The organism is Streptomyces sp. NPDC028314 (assembly GCF_055565795.1).
In genome coordinates, this window is sequence record NZ_JBVHTP010000020.1 from 72,408 (window position 1) to 94,461 (window position 22,054).

The 22,054-nt window shown below is 69.2% G+C and carries 15 protein-coding genes and 1 pseudogene; 7 read left to right on the forward strand and 9 right to left on the reverse strand.

What is annotated here, in order from left to right:
* Nucleotides 1-25 precede the first annotated feature (25 nt).
* Nucleotides 26-829 carry an alpha/beta fold hydrolase gene (locus tag ACZ4TG_RS34305; protein WP_468170930.1) on the forward strand — a complete coding sequence of 268 codons (804 nt, stop codon included), beginning with the start codon at nucleotides 26-28 and terminating at the stop codon, nucleotides 827-829.
* A 79-nt stretch (nucleotides 830-908) separates the two neighbouring features.
* The gene (locus tag ACZ4TG_RS34310) at nucleotides 909-1,391 is read left to right on the forward strand and encodes a WapI family immunity protein (protein WP_468170933.1); all 483 of its coding nucleotides are present in this window, start codon (nucleotides 909-911) and stop codon (nucleotides 1,389-1,391) included.
* Between the two features lie 39 nt (nucleotides 1,392-1,430).
* On the opposite strand, the gene ACZ4TG_RS34315 is transcribed toward ACZ4TG_RS34310, so the two are convergent.
* The 3 genes from ACZ4TG_RS34315 to ACZ4TG_RS34325 form a co-directional block, all read right to left on the reverse strand.
* Nucleotides 1,431-2,648, reverse strand: a complete 1,218-nt coding sequence (locus tag ACZ4TG_RS34315) for a serine hydrolase domain-containing protein (RefSeq protein WP_468170936.1) — start codon at nucleotides 2,646-2,648, stop codon at nucleotides 1,431-1,433.
* Nucleotides 2,649-2,775: 127 nt separating this feature from the next.
* The gene (locus tag ACZ4TG_RS34320; RefSeq protein WP_468170939.1) at nucleotides 2,776-3,753 is read right to left on the reverse strand and encodes a GNAT family N-acetyltransferase; all 978 of its coding nucleotides are present in this window, start codon (nucleotides 3,751-3,753) and stop codon (nucleotides 2,776-2,778) included.
* A 130-nt stretch (nucleotides 3,754-3,883) separates the two neighbouring features.
* Nucleotides 3,884-4,429: a carboxymuconolactone decarboxylase family protein gene (locus ACZ4TG_RS34325; RefSeq protein WP_468170942.1), complete on the reverse strand. Its 546-nt coding sequence runs from the start codon at nucleotides 4,427-4,429 to the stop codon at nucleotides 3,884-3,886.
* A gap of 110 nt (nucleotides 4,430-4,539) precedes the next feature.
* Between ACZ4TG_RS34325 and ACZ4TG_RS34330 the strand changes: the two genes are divergently transcribed.
* Nucleotides 4,540-7,464, forward strand: coding sequence for an AfsR/SARP family transcriptional regulator (locus ACZ4TG_RS34330; RefSeq protein WP_468170945.1), 2,925 nt, complete (start codon nucleotides 4,540-4,542; stop codon nucleotides 7,462-7,464).
* A 54-nt stretch (nucleotides 7,465-7,518) separates the two neighbouring features.
* On the opposite strand, the gene ACZ4TG_RS34335 is transcribed toward ACZ4TG_RS34330, so the two are convergent.
* Entirely contained in the window at nucleotides 7,519-8,082 is a 564-nt protein-coding gene (locus ACZ4TG_RS34335) for a hypothetical protein (protein WP_468170948.1), read from the reverse strand.
* Between the two features lie 63 nt (nucleotides 8,083-8,145).
* On the opposite strand from ACZ4TG_RS34335, the gene ACZ4TG_RS34340 reads away from it, so the two are divergent.
* Complete coding sequence (locus tag ACZ4TG_RS34340) at nucleotides 8,146-8,778, forward strand: HAD family hydrolase (protein WP_468170951.1); 633 nt, start codon at nucleotides 8,146-8,148, stop codon at nucleotides 8,776-8,778.
* Between the two features lie 181 nt (nucleotides 8,779-8,959).
* On the opposite strand, the gene ACZ4TG_RS34345 is transcribed toward ACZ4TG_RS34340, so the two are convergent.
* Nucleotides 8,960-9,835, reverse strand: coding sequence for a hypothetical protein (locus ACZ4TG_RS34345; RefSeq protein WP_468170954.1), 876 nt, complete (start codon nucleotides 9,833-9,835; stop codon nucleotides 8,960-8,962).
* Nucleotides 9,836-10,172: 337 nt separating this feature from the next.
* Nucleotides 10,173-11,822: a serine/threonine-protein kinase gene (locus tag ACZ4TG_RS34350; protein WP_468171094.1), complete on the reverse strand. Its 1,650-nt coding sequence runs from the start codon at nucleotides 11,820-11,822 to the stop codon at nucleotides 10,173-10,175.
* A gap of 114 nt (nucleotides 11,823-11,936) precedes the next feature.
* Between ACZ4TG_RS34350 and ACZ4TG_RS34355 the strand changes: the two are divergent.
* Nucleotides 11,937-13,031, forward strand: a pseudogene (locus tag ACZ4TG_RS34355) (IS630 family transposase).
* Nucleotides 13,032-13,248: 217 nt separating this feature from the next.
* The gene (locus ACZ4TG_RS34360) at nucleotides 13,249-14,370 is read left to right on the forward strand and encodes an IS630 family transposase (protein WP_468170957.1); all 1,122 of its coding nucleotides are present in this window, start codon (nucleotides 13,249-13,251) and stop codon (nucleotides 14,368-14,370) included.
* A gap of 28 nt (nucleotides 14,371-14,398) precedes the next feature.
* On the opposite strand, the gene ACZ4TG_RS34365 is transcribed toward ACZ4TG_RS34360, so the two are convergent.
* A complete protein-coding gene (locus tag ACZ4TG_RS34365) occupies nucleotides 14,399-14,716 on the reverse strand; it encodes an Imm51 family immunity protein (protein WP_468170960.1) in 318 nt (105 codons plus the stop codon).
* 1,606 nt (nucleotides 14,717-16,322) lie between these two features.
* Complete coding sequence (locus ACZ4TG_RS34370; protein WP_468170963.1) at nucleotides 16,323-17,726, reverse strand: MFS transporter; 1,404 nt, start codon at nucleotides 17,724-17,726, stop codon at nucleotides 16,323-16,325.
* 101 nt (nucleotides 17,727-17,827) lie between these two features.
* Between ACZ4TG_RS34370 and ACZ4TG_RS34375 the strand changes: the two genes are divergently transcribed.
* The gene (locus ACZ4TG_RS34375) at nucleotides 17,828-18,355 is read left to right on the forward strand and encodes a winged helix-turn-helix transcriptional regulator (protein ID WP_468170966.1); all 528 of its coding nucleotides are present in this window, start codon (nucleotides 17,828-17,830) and stop codon (nucleotides 18,353-18,355) included.
* Nucleotides 18,356-18,704: 349 nt separating this feature from the next.
* Here ACZ4TG_RS34375 and ACZ4TG_RS34380 read toward each other — a convergent pair whose 3' ends face one another.
* A complete protein-coding gene (locus ACZ4TG_RS34380; RefSeq protein WP_468170969.1) occupies nucleotides 18,705-21,950 on the reverse strand; it encodes a DNRLRE domain-containing protein in 3,246 nt (1,081 codons plus the stop codon).
* Between the last annotated feature and the right edge of the window lie 104 nt (nucleotides 21,951-22,054).

Here is a 22,054-nt window from a genome sequence, read left to right on the forward strand (position 1 = left end):
CTCTGACACCGGAAGAAGACACACCATGACCACCAAGAAGTCAGCCTGGACCGGCATGGTGTCGATCGACGACACCGCGCTGGCCGTGACCGACACCGGCGGCCCCGGCCGTCCCGTCGTCTACCTCAACGGCTCCTACGCCGACCAGTCGCACTGGAAGCGCGTCATCACCAACCTCGGCAGCGACTACCGCCACATCACCTACGACGAGCGCGCCCGCGGCAGATCGAAGCGCGCCTCGGACTACTCGTTCGAGGCGTGCCTGCGCGACCTCGACGCCGTCCTCACCGCCAGGAGCGTGGACCGGCCGATCCTGGTGGGCTGGTCCTACGGCGCCATGCTCGCCATACACTGGGCCGCCCGGAACCCGGACCGCACCCTGGGCGCGGTGTCCGTTGACGGCGCCATGCCGCACGAGTGGCTCGACGACGCCGCCCGGGAACAGATCCACAAGCTGTTCCGCAAGATGAGCCCGTTGTTCCCGATCGCCCGCCCGCTCGGCCTGGCCGCGCGGATGAGCGCCGCGCAACACGCCGAGATCAACATCGAAATCAACGAGCTCTGCGCGCCCGCCGCCCTCAACCCGGTCTTCGACCGTCTGACCGTACCGACCCGGTACGTGCTCGCCACCGGCGGCAATCTGGGCGGCGACCCGAAGCTCATGGAGCAGATCCGCGCCAACCTCGACCCGGTGCTCGCCCGTAACCCGAACATCCGGGTCAGCGCGAAGGTGGCCAGCAACCACTCCAAGATCCTGCGCAAGGACTCCCGAGCCGTCGCCGACGCGGTACGCGAGCTCGCCGACACCCGCGACCACAAGGCCGGCTGAGCCGCCACGGACGAGCGCGCCACTCCGAATGTCGGCCGGCACTGGACAGCTCCGGGATGGCCCGTGACATCGTGTGGCAGTGCTTTTGAGTGATCACGCAAACAGTGTCGAGCTCCGCCCGCTGCGCTATCAGTTTCCCCTGCTCGGGACCGACACGTACGACAACAACTGGCTGGTCATCAGCGGCGCGGTGACAACCGCCGAGGGCAGCTGGTCCTTTGCCGATCCGTGTCTGCTGACCAGTGAAGCGCACGAGGTGGCCCCCTGGCTGCGCGCGGTGGCAGCGGGGAAGGTGGCTGTGACCGGACTCGATGCCGAAGGCGAGTTCTCCCCGGACAAGTGGTTCATCGAGCCCGTCTTGGCCTTCAGCCTCGCCGACCGGAGCGAGGGCGGGGCGGTGCTCCGGGTCCACCTGTCCTTGGAAGCAGCACCCCCGTGGCAGCAGGACGAAGACGGAGCGGACATCTACCAGTACGCCGTGGAGGTACGGCTGGATACGGCTGCGCTCCTCCACGCGGCTGACCAGTGGGACCTCAGCCTCGCCTCCTTCCCGACCCGCTGATCAACCACAGTCACCCCCGAGCCTTGACCTCTCCAGCGATCAGTCCTCGACCGCCTGGTACAGAGTGGTCCAGAAGTCGTGCATCAGGTGGACCGAGTCGGGGACCGAGGTGCCGACCTGGGTGAGGAGGATTCCGACGACGTTGTTGACGGGGTCGGCGTAGGTGGAGGTGCCGGCGCCGCCGTCCCAGCCGAACTGGCCGACGGGAGCGTAGTCGCCGCGGTAGGTCCGCACCGCCATCCCGAAGCCCCAACCGCCCTGCTGGCCCTGGCCGAAGGAGATGTGGACGTTGTTGGTGGCCAGCTCGGTGCGGGCGGCCGTCTGCGCGGGGGTGAGGCGGTTGGTGGTCATCAGCTCCACCGCCTGCCTGGACAGAATGCGCTCGCCGCCGTGCTTGCCGCCGTTCAGCAGCATCCTGAAGTAGGCGTGGTAGTCGTCCGCGGTGGAGACCAGACCACCGCCACCGCCATGGAACGCCGGAGGGATGTTCCACCGGCCGCCCTTGGACTCGTCCCACACGTGGAACTCGCCGGATTCCGGGTCGGGCGCATAGAGGGCCGGAAGCCGGTCGATCTTGGCGTCCGGGACGTGGAAGCCGGTGTCCTCCATCCCCAGCGGGCCGAAGACGCGTTCGCGCAGCGCCTCCTCGAAGGTCTGGCCGGTCACCCGGGAGACCAGTACGCCGGCCAGGTCGCTGGCGAGCTGGTACTGCCAGTGGTCGCCGGGCTGGTGCATCAGCGGCAGCGCGCCCAGGCGGCGCAGCCACTCGTCCTGCTCGGGCATCGGCGTGGGCAGGTTGGGGGTCAGCCCCTGTGCGAAGACCTCGTTCATGATCGGCGTACCGATCGAGGTCATGTCCATACCGAGACCGAAGGTGGAGGCCAGCACGTCCCGGACGGTGATGGGACGGCGCGCCGGGACCGTCTCGTCGATCGGGCCGTCGAACGCCTTCAGCACCCGGCGGTCGGCCAGCTCCGGCAGCCACCGGTCCACCGGGTCGTCCAGCCGCAGCCGGCACTCGTCGAGCAGCACCATCGCCGCCGCTATCGAGACGGGCTTGGAGGTGGACGCCATCCGGAAGATGGTGTCCCGGCGCATCGGCGCGCCGCCGTCGTGCTCCATCGAGCCGAGCGTCTCGACGTGTGTCTCGTCGTCCTTGCTGTACAGGGCGACGACGCCGGGGATCTTGCCGGAGTCGACGTGGCGGGCCAGTACGTCGCGGATCTTGCGCTGCCCTGAAGCGGTGAACTTGGACATGGTGGTGTGCTCCCTGGTCGGGTGGAAGTGTCGGGGGAGGAGGGGGAAGGAGGAGGTGAGGGACGAGGTGACGGATCAGGGGGGTTAGAGGCTGCGGGCGGAGATGTTGCCCTCCGGCGTGGGGTGGTCAGGTGGTGGGCAGGTCGAGTTGGTATTCGTGGGTGCTGCGGTGGAAACGGAAGCCCAGCTGCCGGTTCACGGCGAGCATGTGGGTGTTGTCCTGGGCGTTGTCGGTCTCGATCTCCACGATCCCGGGGTGCTCGGCGCGGAGCCTGCGCACCATCTCTGCCTTGACCCACAGCCCGAGCCCGTGGCCGCGGTGTGCGGGCGCCACGACGGTGTCGTACTGCAGTGCCCGGCGGGTCTCCCCGGCACGGATGACGATCTCGGTGTATCCGGCCATCTCCCCCTTGCCGAGCGCAGCGGTCGTCAGCAGTACGTCACCGCGGTCGGCCAGCACCTCGGCCATGGCCCGGACCCGGTCGGCGGTCCAGGTCTGGCTGCCGTAGTCCATGTCGCCGGTGGGCATGTCGTTCATCGCGTTCTTGGCAGCGGCGAACGCCTCGGCCAGGTCGTCGGGGACCGTGCCGTTCCAGCTGGTCAGCTCGTAGCCGGGGTGCTCGGCGCCGGCTGGGGCATCGTCGGCCCGCGCGACGTCGAGCAGCAGGTGGTCCAGCGCGAGTACCCGCCGGAAGCCGCGCGCGGCGCAGAAGGCGTCCCCCGGTCCGTTGCCGGCCACGGCGGCTATCAGGCTGCGGCGCTGCTCGGCCCGTGCCGCCTCCACGGCTGTGGCCAGCAGGTGCGAGCCGACGCCCGAGCGCCGCCGGTCAGGAGCGACGTGCAGCTCCAGCTCCGCCAGGTGCGTTTGCCCGGGCGAGGTGAACAACCGCAGCCCGGCCACACCGACCACCGCGCCATCGGCCCCGGTGGCTTGCCAGAGCAGTCGGCGGTTGTCCCGCCCGACGACGGTGAGTTGGGCGTGGACCTGCCGGAGAGTGGGCCGGGGCTCTTCAGGCAGATCACTGGCGAGCGAGGCCGCCACGACCGCATGCCAGGCGGCGGCGTCTTCAGTGGAGACATGAGTGAGGGGGACGGCGTTGATCATGTGGGGCTCCTCGGTGGGGACGGATTCTCGTTTTGGAGGGGTCTGGGCCCACCCGGCTGGGGCAATCCAGCCGGGATAACCCGGTTCAGGCGATCCGCGGCTCTGAAGATGTCATCGCGTTCGCGTTCCTTCAGTCGGTGTGCCGCACGAGCGGCCAGTCGATGTCGATACGGGCAGCCGTGGCGAGGTAGCTGGTGAACGCGTTGAGGGCGACATGGGCGACGACCTCGACGATCTGCCCGTCGGACAGACCGGCGCGCCGGGCCGCGGCCAGCTGCTCGTCGCCAACGGTTCCGCGGTCACGGACCACCGCGGCGGCCAGTTCCAAGACGGCGGCGGCCCAGGAGTCGTCGGCCTTGCCCCGGCGCGCGCGGGTGGCTTCGGCCGCACTCAGCCCGGCCAGCATGGTCCCGCGGAAGACATGCACGGACAGGCAGTAGTCGGACCCGTTCTCCTGCGCCACCAGCAACGCGATGCGCTCGCGCACGTCCGCCGACAGGGTTCCCTCCGTGCTCAGGGTGGTGAGGACGCCCAAGTACCCCTTCAGTACGGCCGGGCTGTTGGCCATCACCCTGGCCAGGTTGGGGACGACCCCCAGGGCCTGGTGCGTGGCATTGAAGAGGGCTGCGGCTTCACCGGTCGCGATCTCCGGTTCTACGGTGTGGAGTGCTGGCATGCCGGTAACCCTGCCGGTTGATCTTGATACATTCCCGATGCTTCTTCGATGTACGCGGATGCATGCGGATGCACGCGGCCGCACGCGCTGATGACCCCGGGAGTAACGGCATGCGGTTCACGATCCTCGGCCCGGTGGAGGCCGTGGCTCCCGGTTCGGATGCGCCCGGCCTGGCACCCCGTCATCGCGCGGTGCTCGCCTACCTGCTGCTGCACGCCGGGGTCGCGATCAGTACGGATCGCCTGATCGACGCGATGTGGGGGCCACTGCCGCCGGATTCCGCCCGCGCCCAGATCCAGACCACCATCGCCGCGATCCGACGGATGCTGCGCGCTTCAGCAGCCGACCGGATGCTGGCCACGCGGCCGGCCGGGTACGTGATCACCCCCGAGCCAGGACAACTCGACCTGGACGAGTTCACCAGCCTGCTCGCCAAGGCACCGGCCCTCTCCGACGACCCCGGGGACGCTGCGGACCAGATACGTGCCGCGCTGGCGCTGTGGCGGGGAGAGCCGCTGGCCGACATCACCGCCCACTACGTCGAGAGCACCAGAGTACGTCTGAACGGGCAGCTGCTGACCGCCGTCGAGCGCCTGGCCGAGCTGGAGCTGGCCCGGGGGCGGCACGACGACCTCATCGACGAACTGTCCGTCCACGCGGCGGCCAACCCCTTGCGGGAACGGCTCTGCTGCCAGCTGATGCTCGCCCTGCACCGCGCCGGACGCCAGACCGACGCGTTGCAGGTGGCCAGAACCTTCCGGGCGACCCTGGCCGAAGAGCAGGGGCTGGACCCCGGCCACGCGTTCAGCAAGCTCGAACAGGACATCCTGCGGGACGCCCCCGATCTGCGGCCGCCGCCGGTCACCGCGCCCTCGAAACCGCAGGGGGTCAACTTCCTGCCCTACGACGTCCCGGACTTCACCGGACGCGAAGTCGAGCTCGACAGGCTGACCCGCCTGTGGTCGGGCAGCAACGGCGGCATCGTGACGATTTCGGCGATCGACGGGATGGCCGGCGTCGGCAAGACGACGCTCGCGGTCCACGCGGGCCACCGCCTCGCCGAGCACTTTCCGGACGGACAGCTCTTCATCGACCTGCAGGCGCACACCGCCGGCCAGGCGCCGCTCGACGCCGGCGCCGCGCTCGAGATCCTGCTGGGCCAGCTCGGCGTGGCCGCACAACACATACCCGCGTCGGTCGCCGATCGCGCCGCGCTGTGGCGGTCCGAGCTCTCCGGCCGGCGCGTGCTGGCCGTGCTGGACAACGCCCTCGGCGCCGACCAGGTACGCCAGTTGCTGCCCGGATCCTCCCGTGCCCTCATCCTGATCACCAGCCGCCGACGGCTGACCGACCTGGACGGGGCACACGCCCTGTCCCTGGACGTGCTGGCCGCCGCCGACGCCGTGGAGCTGTTCACGGCGATCGTCGGCGAACGGGCGGCCGCCGAACCCCTGGCCGTCCTCGACGTCCTGCAGTTGTGCGGATTCCTGCCGCTGGCCGTCCGCATCGCCGCCGCCCGCCTGCACCATCGCCCCCGCTGGACCGTCGCATACCTGGCCGACCGGCTCCGCGACCAGCGCCGCAGACTCTCCGAGCTGGCCACCGCGGAGCGAGGTGTGGCAGCGGCGTTCACGCTGTCCTACCAGCACCTGACTGCCGATCAGCAACGCATGTTCCGGCTCCTGGGGCTCCAGCCGGGCCGTGACATCAGCCCCGAGGCGGCCGCCGCGCTGGCCGACCTCCCGCTCGAGCAGGCCGAGACGCTCCTGGAAGACCTCCTGGACGCCCACGTCCTGACCCAGCACCAGCTCGGCCGCTACACCTTCCACGACCTGCTGCGCGAACACGCCCTCGCCACCGCGGCCGCGCAGGAGCCCCCCAACGCCCAGAGCGAAGCCCTCGGCCGACTGTTCCACCACTACCTCCACACCGCGAGCACGGCCATCGACCACCTCTACCCCGAGGGCAAGAACCGCAGGCCACGCATCCCCGCGCCGGACACCCCGGCCGCGCCCCCACAGGACGAGGCCGAGGCGATCACCTGGCTGGACGGTGAACGCGTGAACCTCATGGCGTCCTGCCAGTACGCAGCCGAACACGACCGGCTCACACACACCAGCCAACTGGCCGCCACCCTGCACCGCTACCTGCTGGGCCACGCCCACCAGGCCGACGCGCTGACCCTCCACGGCCTGGCACTGCGAGCCGGCCGCCGGAGCGGCGACACATCCGCCGAAGCACGCACGCTCATCGATCTCGGCGAGGTGCACTTCTGGTGGAACGGCGCGTACGAGCAAGCGGCCGAGCACTACCGGCGAGCCCTGGACCTCGCGCGCGAGATCGGCGATCAGGGCGCCACGGCCCGCGCACTGCAGAACCTCGCCACCGTCTCCCGGCGGCGGCGAGAAGACGACCAGGCCCACGACCAGTACGCCCAGTCCCTCGTGCTCTTCCGCGAGCTCGGCGACCGTGCCGGCGAAGCCAGATGCCTGACCGACCTCGGCATCGTCCACGAACGCCAAGGACGGTACGAGGACGCCCACGAGCACCATCGGCAGGCGCTGCACGTGTACCGCGAGACGGGATCCCGCATCGGCGAGATCATCGTGCTGAACAACATCGGGCTGCTGTACCAACGGCAAGGCCGCCACGACGAGGCCCGCCACCATCACCGCGACGCCCTGGAGCTGAGCCGCAGGTGCGATTTCCCCGGAGACGAGGCCGAGTCGCTCAACGCCTTGGCGGAAGCCGCCCGGTCCATGGGCGACCTCGCCCGGGCCGCGGCCGAACACGACACCGCGCTGACCCTCGCCCGCGAGTTCGGCTACCGCCCCGAGCAGGCCCGCGCCCACGACGGCCTGGCGCACGTCCACCGCGACCTCGGCCGCATCGACCTCGCCCACGACCACGCCCGACAGGCCCTCGCCCTCTACACCGCCCTCGCCGTCCCCGAGGCCGACGAGATCCGCACCTTCCTCACCGGGCTGCCGCCGACCGCGAACGACCCCGCACCGCCGCAGGCATCCACCGCCTGAACCCCACCCGAAGCCGCATCGGCCGCCCGACCCGCCGAGGGACCGGGGCCACGCTCACCGGGGCGGCTCGCACTCCCGGGGAAGCGTCACGGTCCCGGGCCGGTGTTCGAAGGTGTCCATGACCAGCCACTCGTCGAGCTCGGGGTCGTAGGGGTTCTGCACGCCGAACTGCAGCACCTGCCAGAAGGTTCCCCGGTTGTCCTCGTCGACGTAGATGTCACCCAGCGCGAGCGGCAGACGCGGATAGTTCCCGGGAGGCAGCTGCGGGAAGACCACGCCCACCCTCCAGTGGTTCACGTGCCGCGGCGGGTGGGTGCGCCGCAGGGTCTCCCGCCCGACGAATCGGGCTCCCTCGAACCCCTGGTTCAGCGTCTCGAGGTTGAAGTCCGGGACGCGTGAGCAGGGATGGTCGTTCAGACCGGGCCATTTGTACGTCAGGGTGTAGAGCGTGTCGTGGTAGATCAGGTGGGTGAACCAGATCGGGTACTGCGGGCCCCCCGCGGTCATCTGGCTGTCGCCGTCCCTCCCCTCCCAGGTGAACGGCACCGTGATGCCCAGGTCCTGGACGATCCACTTCCCCTTGCTGTCGTCCCGCTGTCTGCCCCCGACGACGGGCACGGTCCCCGCCAGTACAGTTCGCCTGAAACCCGGCCGATCAACCTCACCATCTGGAGTTCTCGCATGTCGTCTCGCCGCACCGGCCTCGTCCTCGACTTCGGAGGGGTGCTCACCACACCGCTGCTCCCGGCAGTGCTCGCCTTCGAGAAGCGCGAAGGACTTCCCCAGGGTGCGTGCCTGAACGCCTTGTACATGGACGCGGACGGGGTTCGGCTCACCCATGAGCTGGAGCGCGGCGAGATCACTCAGACGGAATGGAACCAGTTCGCCGCCCCCAAGCTCGGCGTCTCCCCGGACAATCTGATGGGGCGGATCTTCGCCGACCTGCGCCCGGAAAAGGCCATGATCGACGCAGCCGCCGCAGCGAAGCGTGCCGGGATCAAGGTCGGCATCCTGTCCAACTCCGTGGGCCTGTCTCCCTGGGACCTCTACGACGGCTACGACCTCGATGCCCTCTACCACAGCGTGGTCATCTCCGAAGTCCACGGGATGCGCAAGCCCGAGCCGGCCATCTTCGAGGCCATCCTGAAACTCATGGAACTGCCCGCCCACGAGTGCGTGTTCGTCGACGACACCGAGGAGTACGTGCAGGCGGCGGAGGCACTCGGCTTCGCGGGAGTCCACGCGAAGCAGCCCGAGCAGACGATCGCCCAGCTCGAAACCCTCTTGGGCCATCCCCTGAACGCATCGCTCTGATTCGTCCACCCCGGCGGCCGCAGGTGGCCACCTGATTCAGGCCTCCTACGACGCGAGGGCGACGCAGGACCCCGGTCGCCGGGGGGCCGCCGCCACTCGGCCCGGACGGCCACGTCGTCATCGAGCGCCCTCCCTGCTGCTGACCGCGCCGCCTTCGCCGGCTGCTGAACGTCGGCGGGCCTCAGGCCCGCGGGGGTGCCAACCACCGTTCTGCGCGGCCCTGCTTGTCGGAGTCTCCAGAGCGGCGGGCGTGCGCCAGCAGTCGGACGCGCAGCGGTTCGGGCAGGCTGGCGACATCCCGTTTCTGGCGCGGGCGGGTCTTCCAGCCCACCAAATGCCGCACGGCCCCGGCGTCGTGCCGCTCCTCGGCCCGCGGGTCGGCCAGCGCGGCGAGCAGATCGGTGATCGGCACCCTGCCGAGCAGCTCGCCGGGCAGGCCCTCGTGGAAGGGGTAGCCGGAGCAGCGCCCGCTGCCGGCGCCGTTCCAGTTGAGCAGGGCCAGCACCCGCTCCACCGGGTCGGGGAACGTCAGCTGTAGTCGGTCCGTGAGTTCCGCGAGCAATTCGGGGGAGGGCCCGATGCCGGTGCGGGACAGGTCGAGGATCCGGTCGGCGGTCCCCTCCAGTCCGGCAGGCATCGCGGCCAGCCAGTTGCGCTTCTTTTCGGCCCCTTCCTCCGCCCGTAGCCGGCTGGCCTCGAACTGCTGCATGGGGCCGGGCATGCCGTGCCCGTCCAGCCAGGCCAGGAGCAGGCGGCCGTCGGTGAGGATGGCGTCGCCCTCCCACTGCCCCCACCTCAGGGCCACCCCGTGGTGCAGGACGACGACTGCAAGCCGTCCACCGTCCCGGTCGAACACCTCGAAGCGGACGTCCCCGAGGCACATGCAGTGGAACCCGGGCAGCGATTCCACGGCCATGGCCGTCCTGAGCCGGGCCGACTCCGCCGGATCGGAGAGGTCCACCCGGATCTCTCCGTCCGCCCCGGACCCGCACACCGAGCTCACCTGGACCACGTGCGCCCGCTGCAGCACGCTGTCCAGCGCTGTCGTCCCGTCCATGACCGACCCCTCCCCGCCCGGGCCGCAGGTGCACAGCCAGCCCGATTCCACCCCAGCTTCCGACCGCCTCGCAACCCGATTCCCCCGCGCCCGCACCTCAGCTCGCACGCCGACAGGCGGATCCCTCCGGGGTGAAGGCGAAGCCATCCGTGAACAGGCTTCCACCGTCCCGGAATGCTCCGAGGACGGGTTCGGCCCAGCTTTGGTCTTTGAGCGTGCGGCGATGGTCGACCCACCGCCTCCCGCGAACCTGATCAGGCGGCATCAGCGGCTCGGTCCGTTCCGACATCGGACAGACACATCCGGTCAACTGGCCAACCCGTGAAAGAGACAGGCGTTAGTCCTTGCGGGCCGCGCCCCGCCAGACCGTCATGTCCAGGGTGGCGTAGGTGCTCGGGTCGTTCTTTGCCGAGCTACCCCGGTACACGACCAAGGCGATCGTTCCTTGTGCGGTGCGTACGCAGAAGGCGTCACCCTTGGAGATCGCGGCGACGGGGATCTCCCTGGTGAACCGCGTCTCCTGACGGCACGCCTGCAAGGATCCCTCGGTACCGCTGTCGAGCCGTGCCAGCTTCGCATCGGAATTGGAGTGAAAGCCGCAGACCCTCAAGGAGCACAGGTAGCGCAGGTCGCCACTATGTTGGCTGGGTGTCAGCGGATCGTCGGCGAAACTCACGTCGTAGTTGTCGGCGAGGTTGAATCCCTTGTACTCAATGGGCTTCGGGTCCGGGCGTGGGGCCGTGGACGTGGCGCGGGGACTGGCGTCCGTACCGTCATCCGACGTGCTGCCGTCAATGTTGCTCAGCACGGCCACACAGCCCGCGAGCAGGAAGAAGAGGCACCCGAAGATCCAGATCAGGACGACGGCGCTCCGGTTGCTCCCCGGGGGCCGGGGGATTACGACCAGCGGAGGCGGAGCGAAGGCCGGTGCAGGCACGGTCGGCGGGGCGGTCGGAGCGGCGTACGGGGGGCTGAGGGATCCTGGAGGGGCGTACACGGGGTGGGCCGACACGGTGGGCTGTGCCACCAGCGACGGGGGTGTGTCCTGGACCACGACCGTGGGAACCGGCGCCGGAGGCTCGGGACGGTTCGAGATGCCAGCCGCGACCCCCTGCGGCAGCCAGTCCTCGGGCCTGCTCAGCTGGGTGAGGTCGCCGGCGGTCCGGCACAGGTCGAGGATCTCGGCAGGCGAGGGGCGCTTGGAGGGGTCCTTCGCGAGACAGCGCTCGACGAGCGGACGCAGCGTCCCGTCCAGGCCCGACAGGTCCGGTTCCTCGTGAACGATGCGGTACAACACGCCGTGCGAGGGGCCATCGCCGTAGGCGGGCGCCCCTAAGGCGGCGTACGCGGCCACTTGCCCGAGCGCGAATATGTCCGTCGCCCCGCTGACCTCGCCACCGGCTGCCTGCTCAGGGGCCATGAACGCGGGCGTTCCGACGGCTACCCCGCTCGCGGTGAGCGCGGTGGCATCGGCAGCCCGCGCGATGCCGAAGTCGATGACCCTGGGGCCGTCGGCGGCCAGCAGCACGTTGGAGGGCTTCAGGTCCCGGTGCACGATGCCGGACCCGTGGATGACCTGGAGGGCCTCGGCAATCCCCGCCACGAGCATCAGGACGGTGTGGGACGGCAGCGGGCCGTGGCTGGCCACCGCCTCGGCCAGCGACGGGCCCGGCACGTAGGCCGTGGCGAGCCATGGGACCGGCCCGTCGGTGTCGCTGTCGATAACGGGCGCGGTGTAGAGGCCTTGGACCCGTTGAGCGGAACGCACCTCCTGACGGAACCGCCGACGGAACTCCCGGTCCTCGGCGAACTCCGGCCGGATCACTTTGAGGGCGACCGGACGACCCCCCGGGGTATGCGACAGGTACACCTTGCCCATGCCGCCCGCGCCGAGCCGAGCGGCGATCCGGTAGCCCGAGACCATCCGCGGATCGTTCGCCCCCAATGGCTCGAATGCTCCGTACCCACCCGCCACGTGCCGGTTCATCCGCTCCCCTTGTCTCCCCTGACGTTGCCTCACCATATGGGGCGTCTCGCCGATCGTGCCCATCGGGCTGGGCGCCGCTACTGACCTGAGTCTGAGGTTTGTCGTCAGTTCGGTATGAGTCGTCCGGGTCCGAAGATTCCGCCGTTGTCGGTCACTGATGCCCAGCGGGCGTTGCTGGAGGGCTGGTTACGTCGTCGTACGACAGCCCAGGCCTTGGCTCAGCGGTTGCGAATCGTGCAGGAGTGCGCGGAGGGACACTCGGTCGTGGAAGTGTCGCGGCGGCTGCGGATCGGTCCGGACACGGTCCGCACTTGGCGGCGGCGCTTCCTCGAGCACGGTCTGGACGGGCTGGGCGACGAGCCGCGACCGGGTGTCCCACGAAAGATCACCGATGCGGATGTCGAGCGGGTGATCGTCAAGACCCTGGAAGAGACGCCGAAGAACGCGACGCACTGCTCGACCAGGTCGATGGCCGCGGCCACGGGCATGTCGCAGTCGACGGTTTCCAGGATCTGGCGGGCGTTCGCGCTGGCACCGCACCGGTCGCAGACGTTCAAGCTGTCGATGGATCCGCTGTTCATCGACAAGGTCCGCGATGTTGTCGGCCTCTACCTGGACCCGCCGTAGAAGGCTTTTGGTCCTCTGAGTGGACGAGAAGTAGCAGATCCAGGCCCTGGACCGGTCCCAGCCGGTTCTGCCGATGATGCCCAGTGTTCCAGAGCGCCGCAGCCACGACTACATCCGCGCCGGCACCACCACCCTCTTCGCTGCCCTCGAGGTGGCCACAGGCAAGGTCATCGGCTCACTCCACCGCCGCCACCGGGCTGCCGAATTCAAAAAGTTCCTGGCCAAGCTCGACAAGGAGGTTCCGGCCGGTCTCCAGGTCCATCTGATCCTCGACAACTACGCGACCCACAAGACGCTGGATGTGAAGAAGTGGCTGCTGGCGCGCCCTCGCTTTCACCTGCACTTCACGCCGATCAGCGCGTCCTGGCTGAACCTGGGCAAGCGGTGGTTCGCCGAGCTCACGCAGATGAGCTCAAGCGTGGAGTCCACCGCTCCGTCCAGGCCCTCGAACGCGACATCCGGGCCTGGCTGACCCACTGGAACGACCAGCCCAGGCCATTCGTCTGGACGAAGGCCGCCGACGAGATCCTCGACAAAGTCGCGGCCTACTGCCACCGAATCTCTGACTCAGGTCACAAGTGACCTGAGTCAGGGGTTTCAGTTAGTTCTGTGGTGAGACCGTGGCAGCGTCGACTGTCATGCGCTGAACCACCAGGGGCCCCTGACTCAGGACACTAGATCGAAGCGTCGTCACCCGACCGACTATTCGGGCCCCTAGTGCTGTGACCGCACAGGTTCACCGGGTTGCTCGTTGTGCTGGTTGGAAGCGATGTCGCTTCCAACCAGCAGGGGAGGCGGGATGGCACCACCGGTCAAGGTCCGCAGGTTGACGGAGCAGGAGGGGCAGAAGCTCCAGCAGATTGTTCGGCGGGGCAGTACGAGCTCGGTGCGGTTTCGACGGGCGATGATGCTGCTGGCCTCGGCCGGCGGCAGCACGGTCCCGGTGATCGCGCGGCTGGTCCAGGCGGACGAGGACACCGTCCGGGACGTGATCCACCGCTTCAACGAGATCGGGCTCGCATGCCTGAACCCTCAGTGGGCGGGAGGCCGTCCCCGCCTGCTGAGCTGTGACGACGAGGAGTTCGTCATCCAGACGGCCACCACCCGGCCCACCGTGCTGGGCAAGCCTTTCACCCGCTGGTCGGTCCGCAAACTCGCCGACCACTTGCGTCGGAACATTGTCCGGCCTGTCCGGATCGGCCGCGAAGCCCTGCGGTGCTTACTGGCCCGCCGGGGGATCACCTTCCAGCGGACGAAGACCTGGAAGGAATCCCCGGATCCGGCCTTCGACGCCAAGCTGGAGCGGATCGAGTACGCGGTCAACGAGCGTCCTGACCGCACGTTCGCCTTGGACGAGTTCGGGCCACTGGGCATCCGCCCCACTGCTGGCTCCTGCTGGGCCGAACAGAGCCGCCCCGACCGACTGCCTGCCACCTACCGCCGCACCCACGGCATCACCTACTTCCACGGCTGCTACTCCGTCGGCGACGACAAGCTGTGGGGTGTCAACCGGCGCCGCAAGGGCATCGACCACACCTGGGCCGCCCTGAGATCGATCCGAGCTGCCCGCCCGGACGGCGCCCCGATCTACGTGATCCTCGACAACCTTTCCGCCCACCTGAACTGGAAGATCCGCAGGTGGGCGAAGAAGAACAAGGTGGAGCTGTGCTTCACACCTACCTACGCGTCCTGGGCCAACCCCATCGAGGCCCACTTCGGGCCGCTTCGGCAGTTCACCCTGGCCAACTCCCACCATCCGAACCACGCCGTCCAGACCCGGGCCCTGCACGCCTACCTGCGCTGGCGCAACAACAACGCCCGCCACCCCGACGTCCTGGCCGCCCAACGACGCGAGCGCGCACGCATCCGGACCGAACGAGGTCTCCGCTGGGGCGGCAGGCCACTGCCGGCCGCGGCCTGACCCCGCCCAACCCGGCGAGGTCACAGCATCAGTCGTCGAACTCGAAGCCCGAAGTCTCCGCACGGGCAATGATGTCGCGGACTGTCTCGGGGCTCGTGATGACGGATTCAACGGCTGTCTTGAGTCGCGCGAGGTCGCTCGAACCGCCGACCGCGCAGAACATGCCAGCCTCGCTGTCGAAATCGAGGCGCTCGGCAATATCGGGCCAGGCAAACCGCACGAGACCTTCCCAGAAGTACCCGTTCGGCTCGTGCCCGGCGGCGGCTACTGCGACATCGGCAGCCAGGCCACCGGCATCGAACGTCAGCGAGTGCTCGCCATCAATGTCATGCAGGCGGATGGTCACAGTGCGATCTTCTCACCCCCAGTGCACGAACCGTTCGTCCGGTCCCTCACCGCTCTCGAACCCGGTGAACCTTTCCGGTCACAGCACTAGATAGCCCTCCTCGCCATGGAGCCGGAGCACTGACTGTGCAGCTTCCATGACGGCATGGCTCAGGACACTGCGAGCCTGTCTCGACCTCCATACGAGCGTGCCGTCCTCGTCGGGCACGTCGAAGCTCGCTGACATGTCCGGGAACCGGTAGATCGCAATGTCTACTTGTGGCCCCGCGCCCCGGAGAACCCACCTCACTTCGGCGGGCTCGAGGTCGAAGGAGAAGCGCGCTGGACGGTGGCAGGACTGTAGAGGCCTGCAACGCTGCAAAGCAAGTCAGCCAGAGCGTCCATGCAGTAGCTGACGATGTCCTTGTGCTCCGAAGAGCCGTCCGAGATTCGGTAAGTTGCCCAGCCGGACCCGGTGAGTTCCCAGCTGACCTGAAGGTTATCCACCGCTCTTGTCCCCTCCCTTGGTGTTACTGAGCCAGAGTGAAACAGCGCTGTGCGGCAGGACCGGTCGGTTGGCGGACATCCATGGTTTCTCCGGCCAGACGGCGTGCGTCCGCGTTGCCCGAGGCGAGGCGTGCCAGGCGGGGCAGCGCGGCGAAGGCGGCGGGGGACACGAGGTCGTGCTCGAGGACCAGCCTGTACCCCAGCTCCATCCATGCTTCTGCGTCGCTCTCGCGCTCCAACTGCTCCAAGAGCCTGGGGACGCGATCGGTGTCGAAGTGACAGTCGTACGTTTGCGCCCAGTTCACCACCCGCGTATTCCACCGCTCGCCGGGCGCCGAGGCGACTGCGTGCCCGCGGCCTCAGCCGTTGCACTCGTGCCGCGCTGGCTGATCGACTTCACTTTCACGTGCCCGACGACCGTGCGCGCCGTTCTGGACGCCATCACCGGGGTGGGCTGGTCCGTGGAGGTATCCGTGGAGGTACGTGTAGGACGCGTCACCTACATGATCAACGACGCGGACGACACGTACGAGTGGTACGACAGCACTCCCGGCGACATCGGCGAAGTGCAGTACCCCGGCGGCCGACCGAGCCCATGGCGCGCCGCGCGTCTGCGCCGACGCCACCAGAGGTGTGAGGTGAGTGGGGCAGATGGCCTCCACCGCTCATCGATGCGAGGGCCGGGCGATGACCCGACCCGCGCTTCGGATAGCGAGGACTCCGCCTTGAGTACTGGCCGGTGAAGGAGGGCGGGACATCATGGAATCCGCTGCGCGCACTCGATGCCGGCAGTGCACAGCATCGCGTGCACCGGCGGCACGGACGATGCCGTGCACTCCCGAAGCGAGTGCGCGACATCGTCTCGGAGTGCACTTCACGACGAGGCGGATGATGCCGCGGGCGATGCCCAGCGCCCCGGTGGGGGAGTCCCGCGCCCAGTCCCGCAGGGCGGAGAGCAGGACGTACCCGATCTCTTCCCGTGCGAAGGAGCCCGCGTGTGGATCGGATTCCTCGCCCACGCACGCCGCGGGCCAGATGACGTCCTCGGCCACCCCGCAGCAGCAGGAAGGGCAACTCCGGCTCGGCGTCCGCGCGGCCCGCGACGGGACAGGACTCGCATCTCAGGCGGCGCCGGCCTCCGCGGCCTCTGCGATGTCGGCCGCCTCGCCGGCGGCCGGTGCCGGTCGCGGCTTGCGTACGAGCGGGAGCGTCGCGCACGCGGCGAGCAGGGATGCCACGGCGACCGCGTACCAACCGTGCCGGAACGCGGCGACAGCGTGTCCGGGGGCCGGGGTGCCGAGGATCCCGATCAGGATCGCGACGCCGAGGACCGCGCCGATCTGGCGGCCCATCGAGGTGATGGCCGAGCCGGTGGCGAAGCGGGCCGGCGGCAGGGCGGCCGCCGACGCCCCGGTCAGGACCGGGATCGTCATGCCGACGCCGAGGCCGGTCAGCATCATGCCGGGCAGGAGCGAGGCCGCGTAGGCCGAGCCGGTGTCGAGCGCCGCGGCCCACCACAGGATGCCGGCCGCGAACAGGACAGTTCCCGTCAGCGCGATGCGGCCCGCACCGAATCTGGCGACGGCGGGCCCGATCCGCAACGCGACCGGCGGCACCAGCAGGGGGCCCGGCGCGATGGCGAGGCCGGTGCGCAGGGCCGAGTAGCCCCACACGCCCTGGCACCACAGCACCGCGCCGAGCAGCATTCCGGCGAACGCGACGGTGAACAGCGTCAGGGAGGCCGCCGCGGATGCGAAGGCCGGAACCCGGAGCAGCGGCAACTCGACGATCGGCACGGGGTGGCGGGCCGAGCGCAGGACGAACCACACGCCGAGCAGCACCGCGGCAGCCAGGCCGCCGAGGGTGCCGGCGCTCGTCCAACCCCAGTCGGGAGCCTTGACCAGACCGAGCGCGAGCGTTGCGATCGATCCGGTGAGAAGGGCGGCGCCGAACAGGTCGGGCAGCGGACTCTTCTCCGCCCCAGCGCGTCGGGGCGACGGCAGCACCTTGACTCCGAGCGCGAACGCCGCGATCCCCACGGGCACGTTGACGATGAACACCCAGCGCCATCCGGCCTCGACCAGCAGCCCGCCGGCCACCGGCCCGAGTCCGGCGGCGATCCCGCCGATCGACGCCCAGGCCCGCACCGCCCCGGCGCGCTTCTCGGGCGCCGTCGTGTCGAGCAGCAGCGCGAGCGACGTCGGCATCAGCAGCGCGGCGCCGGCGGCCTGTACGAGCCGTGCCACGACCAGCGTCCCGACGTTGGGAGCGAGTGCGCAGCCGAGCGAGGCGAGGGTGAACACCGCCAGTCCGGTCAGGAAGACCGGCTTGTGACCGGAGCGGTCGGCGACGCGGCCGGCGACTACGAGGAGCGCCGCGAAGACGATCGCGTAGCCGTTCAGGACCCAGGAGAGGGAGCCGAGGCCGCTGCCGCCGAACGAGTCGCCGATCGCCGGGAGGGCCACGTTGACGATGAAGAGGTCGAGGTTCGACATGAAGACCGCGGCCGCGACCGTCGCGAACACGGCTCGGGACGCCCTGTGTGGGTTTGAAATTCCAACTGTCATGGACCGGAGGCTAGCGGTGCAAGTTTGAAAACACAACGGACTCGGGAGAGAATGGGGACGTGACCTCGAACGCGAAGCAGGGCGAGACCTCGGTTCCGCACCCCGACGTGCCCGGTCGGCCGTGTTCCGCAGCCGCCGCGCTGCAACTCGTCGGCGAACGCTGGGCCCTCCTGGCGATCCGCGAGATCTTCTACGGCAACCAGCGCTTCGACCAGATCGTCCGCAACACCGGCGCCCCCCGCGACCGCCTCGCCGCCAGACTGCGCGCACTGGAGGAGGCGGGCGTGGTCGAGCGCCGCGCCTACAGCGAGCGCCCATTGCGCTTCGCATACCACCTCACGGAGGCCGGCCGCGATCTCGCACCGGTGATGCACGCTCTGCTGGCCTGGGGCGATCGCTGGGCGGTGGACACTCCGCCGGTCGCCTTCCGGCATCACGGCGGGCCCGGCTCCGAGCACGACGCCGAGCACGACCTCGATCTGACGTCGACGTGCCGGACCTGCGGCGAAGAGGTCGCGTCGGGAAGCCTCACGATCGACGTGCGGGCGCCTGGATGGGACCGGGCCGGGCCGATTGAAGGCTCCTGAACTCAGCAGCGATCAGGAGTGAAGGCATCGCTTCGCTTGGCCGGCCGAGCCATGTGGGCATGTCCTGCAGCAGCGTTGGCAAGGGGACCGCGCATGCCTGTTGGTCGGCCCTGGATTCGATGACCCCGAGTACGACAACGGAGCGAGCCATGCACGCCCGGTGCGACCTCGGGCCACCCGACCGGGCCATGTCTGCGCAGGTCTAGCGGTACCCGGCTACCGGCATAGCCCTGTGCGGCCTCGTATCTGGTCTCGGTGAGGACGGCGGCCTGGTCCCTGCGGTCGCGAAAGCCGGACGCCCGGCCGGGAGAGGTTTCCCGGCCGGGCGTCTGTCTGATGCTCGGTGTTGTTAGCCGAGGGTGCGGGCGGTGTTCCAGTCGTCTTCTTCGACGCGCCAGCCGTTGGCGATGGTGGTGCGGCCTCCGTAGTAGAGGTGGAGGGTGCCGTCGTTGCGGGTGAGGTAGAGGTCGGGGATGCCGTCGTTGTTGACGTCGGGTGTGCCGTGCAGGAGGGGCCAGGTGGCGCGGTCCCAGCCGGTGGTGCCGTAGGGGTAGTCCTTGGCGTCCAGGGAGGCGGCCGCGGTGCCGAGGGAGGCGAGGTCGACGCCTCCGTTGGGGCCGGGCTTGCCCTTGCGCAGGGCGAGGCCCCGGTCGGGTGCGGCGTTGTCGCGGAAGATGAGGTCGGCGATGCCGTCGCCGGAGACGTCGCGGATGTTGACGATGTCGCGGGTGTCCCAGCTTTTGACGGTCAGGCGGGTGGCGTCGGTGATGGAGGCGCCGCTGTAGCCGGTGAAGGCCCAGAAGGATTCCTGGGTGACGCCGAATATGTCCTCGGCTCCGTCGCCGGTGACGTCCTGGACGACGACGATCTGCGTCAGCGTCGCCGGGTCGGGTGCGCCAGGGGGTAGGAGGATTTCGGTGCGGCGGCTGATGTCGAAGCGGCCGTTGCCGTCGCCTTGGTAGACGTAGAGCTTGCCGTCGGGCATGCGGGCGATGAGGTCGGTGATGCCGTCGCCGGGGTACCAGTCGGTGGAGTGCGCAATCAACGCGCTCTTGCCGCTGGCGTCCTTCCAGTAGCCGGCCGGTGCGGGCTTGCCGTCGTCGGTGGCGGCCGGCATCCACGCGTCGACGTCGCCAGTCGCGTCGGCGGGGTAGACGCGCAGGTCACCGGCGCCGTCGATCGCGAGGATGTCGGCCTTGCCGTCGCCGGTGACGTCGCCGGGGCCGTCGGATCCGGGGCGGGGGCGGACGTAGAAGGTGTAGATGAACGGGTTGGAGACGTTCCCGGCCTTGCTGACGATCCGCACGTAGAAGAGGTTGGGGCCGGCGTTGTCGGGATTGACGTCGACGGTGACGGTGTCCTGTCCGGCGACCGGGACGGCCTTCTGGTCGTAGACGGGGTGGTTGAGCGACCACTGGAACTCGCGGATGTCCGCCGGGTTCGTGCCGCCCGCGATCACCGAGATCTTGCCCGGGCCAAGGGTGTTCTTGCTCCACTCCGCGCCGTCCGGGCCGGGAGCGGGGAAGTCCTCGGAGCGGATGGTGGGCGCGGTGGGCTGGGTGTGGTCGACGGTGAACGAGCACGGCTTGTCGGTGCCGGCCGGGCCCTCCGGGGAGCGGGCGTTGTCGTAGTCGATGGTGACCGCCGCCCACGAGTACGTCTCGTTCGGGGTGAACTGCTCCCACTTGAGGGTGGTACGGGCGACGCCGTAACTGTCCGGGTTGACTTCCTGGTCGAAGAGGACCACGCCGTCGCGTACGCGCCAGATCCTCATCTGGATGGCGCGCAGGTTCCCGTCGCCGTCGCGGCCCTGGACCTCGAACATGACGTCGGACTTGCCGACCTTGTTGAACGGGGCGTCGGTGACGCACAGCCCGCCGGGGACGGTGTCCATCCCGCCCTGGAGCGGCTCGTCGGGGGCCTTGTTGTACTCGACCTCGATGTACGGGGCGCTCTCACCGTTGGCCTGGAACTTCTTCCAGTAACTCGGGTCGCTCTCGTTCGGGGAGCGCAGGCCCAGGGTCAGGTTCTGCCAGGCGCCGCGGGCGCCTTCCTCAACGGTCGGCTTGATGTCGATGCCGACCCACGCGTCGGGGCAGGAGCTGTCCTTGCCGTGTCCGGTGCTCGCGCCGGCGATCCGCTTACCCCAGAACGTGCCGTTATCCGTATTGCTCCAGTTGCTGGAACTGTTGATGAGCGGCGTGTGATAGACGTCGAATGCCCTCGCGTCACAGCCCCACGAGTAGGTCTGCAGAGCCCGCAGGTTCGCCGAACGGATCTGGGAGCCGTAGAGCTGGCTGCCGAAATCGAAGATGAACGCCGCCCGGGACGTGCCGTAGGTGGTCGTCTCGTAGCCGACGCGGGCCTCGGGGGTGCCGCTTCCGCTGTTGTAGTTCTGACCGTTCCAGAAGCTGGAGTTTCGTTCGGTCTTGTAGAACGTGGTCCAGTTCTGCTTGTGCCCCTTGAACGACGGGTCGATGAAAACCGGATACACCGTGTCCGCATCGCTCAGCAGCTGCACGTTCGGGGTCACCGTCAGCACGTTCTCAGCCGACAGCGAAGCACCGGCCGCCCGCGCGTGATTGCCTTCAGCACCGTTCAACCCGGACAGCGCGAGCGTGGGGTGGCTCTTCGCCTCGGGGGCCGGCTTCGCCTGCGGTTCGCCGTCGGTGACGGCGACCTTGCCGGCGGAGTCCCACATGAAGGGGGTCGGCGATCCTGCGACCTCCTCGCCCTTGTTGTCCCGGGCGCTCACGGAACGGGACTCCTCGTCCAGGTGGAACGTCAGGTCCGGGGAAGAGAGACGGTAGTTCAGCTGTCCCAGCAGCGGGTCGGCCGCGGCCTGCTTGTCCTTGACCACCAGCACATGCGTGTACCCGCCGTCCTGAGCCGTCATCACCAGATCGATACCCGGCCGGACATTCTCATAGAGGGCCCGCGATCCGGAGATCACGGGCTCGGGCAGAGGCCCCGGCCAGGCAACCACCAGGTCATGACCATCCAGATTCAGTCGCACCAGATCCGTCCAGGCAGGAACCGGCGGGTCCACGTTCACGGTGGCAGGACTTACCAGCGACACCCGCGAGACACCCCGCGATGCACGGCCCGGATCAGCGCTCTGCGCCTTGCTGCCGGCGCTGAACACCACACGGCCGTTCACCGCCTTGGCAGCGAACCCCCCATCCACCCGCTCCAGGCTCGTGTCGATGGGCTTCCACTCATCGCCCACCTTGGCCCGGGTCGCCGCACTGGAAACGCGGAGCTTGAACGTCCCACCGGGCTGCGCCCAGGTACGGCTGTGAGCGGTGGCCTCGGCCGTTACCTCGACCTCCTTACCGCTCTCCTTCGCCTGGCGGCGGGCCTCCGTCGCGCCAACCGGTCCCTTGGGCTTCGGGGACGGTGAGGCCTTCGCCGGCGTCCGCACGTCGTCATAGTTCAGGGCGACAGGCACTGCGACGGCAACGGCCAGCAGTGCGGCGAGGCTGCCGAGGGCACGGCGCTGCCGGTACCAGCGAGGCGGAACAGTCGTGATATCAAACTGCGCCGTTTCGGCCTCTGTTGGCGAATTCTCATCTGAAGATTCGTTTTCGGACACGGTGATTTTCTCCCCCCTCGGGCGCGCGACTCCGCCACCCCTGGGTGTTCGCAGGCAATTTGGCCCGGTGACCGGGCAGCGCGAAGAGCCGACTCCCCGTCCGG

Coding starts and splice junctions, on each gene's coding strand:
- ACZ4TG_RS34325 (WP_468170942.1), bottom strand. CDS start 4,429: ATGCCAGCACTCCACACCGTAGAACCGGAGATCGCGACCGGTGAAGCC.
- ACZ4TG_RS34315 (WP_468170936.1), bottom strand. CDS start 2,648: ATGTCCAAGTTCACCGCTTCAGGGCAGCGCAAGATCCGCGACGTACTG.
- ACZ4TG_RS34345 (WP_468170954.1), bottom strand. CDS start 9,835: ATGGACGGGACGACAGCGCTGGACAGCGTGCTGCAGCGGGCGCACGTG.
- ACZ4TG_RS34330 (WP_468170945.1), top strand. CDS start 4,540: ATGCGGTTCACGATCCTCGGCCCGGTGGAGGCCGTGGCTCCCGGTTCG.
- ACZ4TG_RS34350 (WP_468171094.1), bottom strand. CDS start 11,822: ATGAACCGGCACGTGGCGGGTGGGTACGGAGCATTCGAGCCATTGGGG.
- ACZ4TG_RS34360 (WP_468170957.1), top strand. CDS start 13,249: ATGGCACCACCGGTCAAGGTCCGCAGGTTGACGGAGCAGGAGGGGCAG.
- ACZ4TG_RS34320 (WP_468170939.1), bottom strand. CDS start 3,753: ATGATCAACGCCGTCCCCCTCACTCATGTCTCCACTGAAGACGCCGCC.
- ACZ4TG_RS34305 (WP_468170930.1), top strand. CDS start 26: ATGACCACCAAGAAGTCAGCCTGGACCGGCATGGTGTCGATCGACGAC.
- ACZ4TG_RS34340 (WP_468170951.1), top strand. CDS start 8,146: ATGTCGTCTCGCCGCACCGGCCTCGTCCTCGACTTCGGAGGGGTGCTC.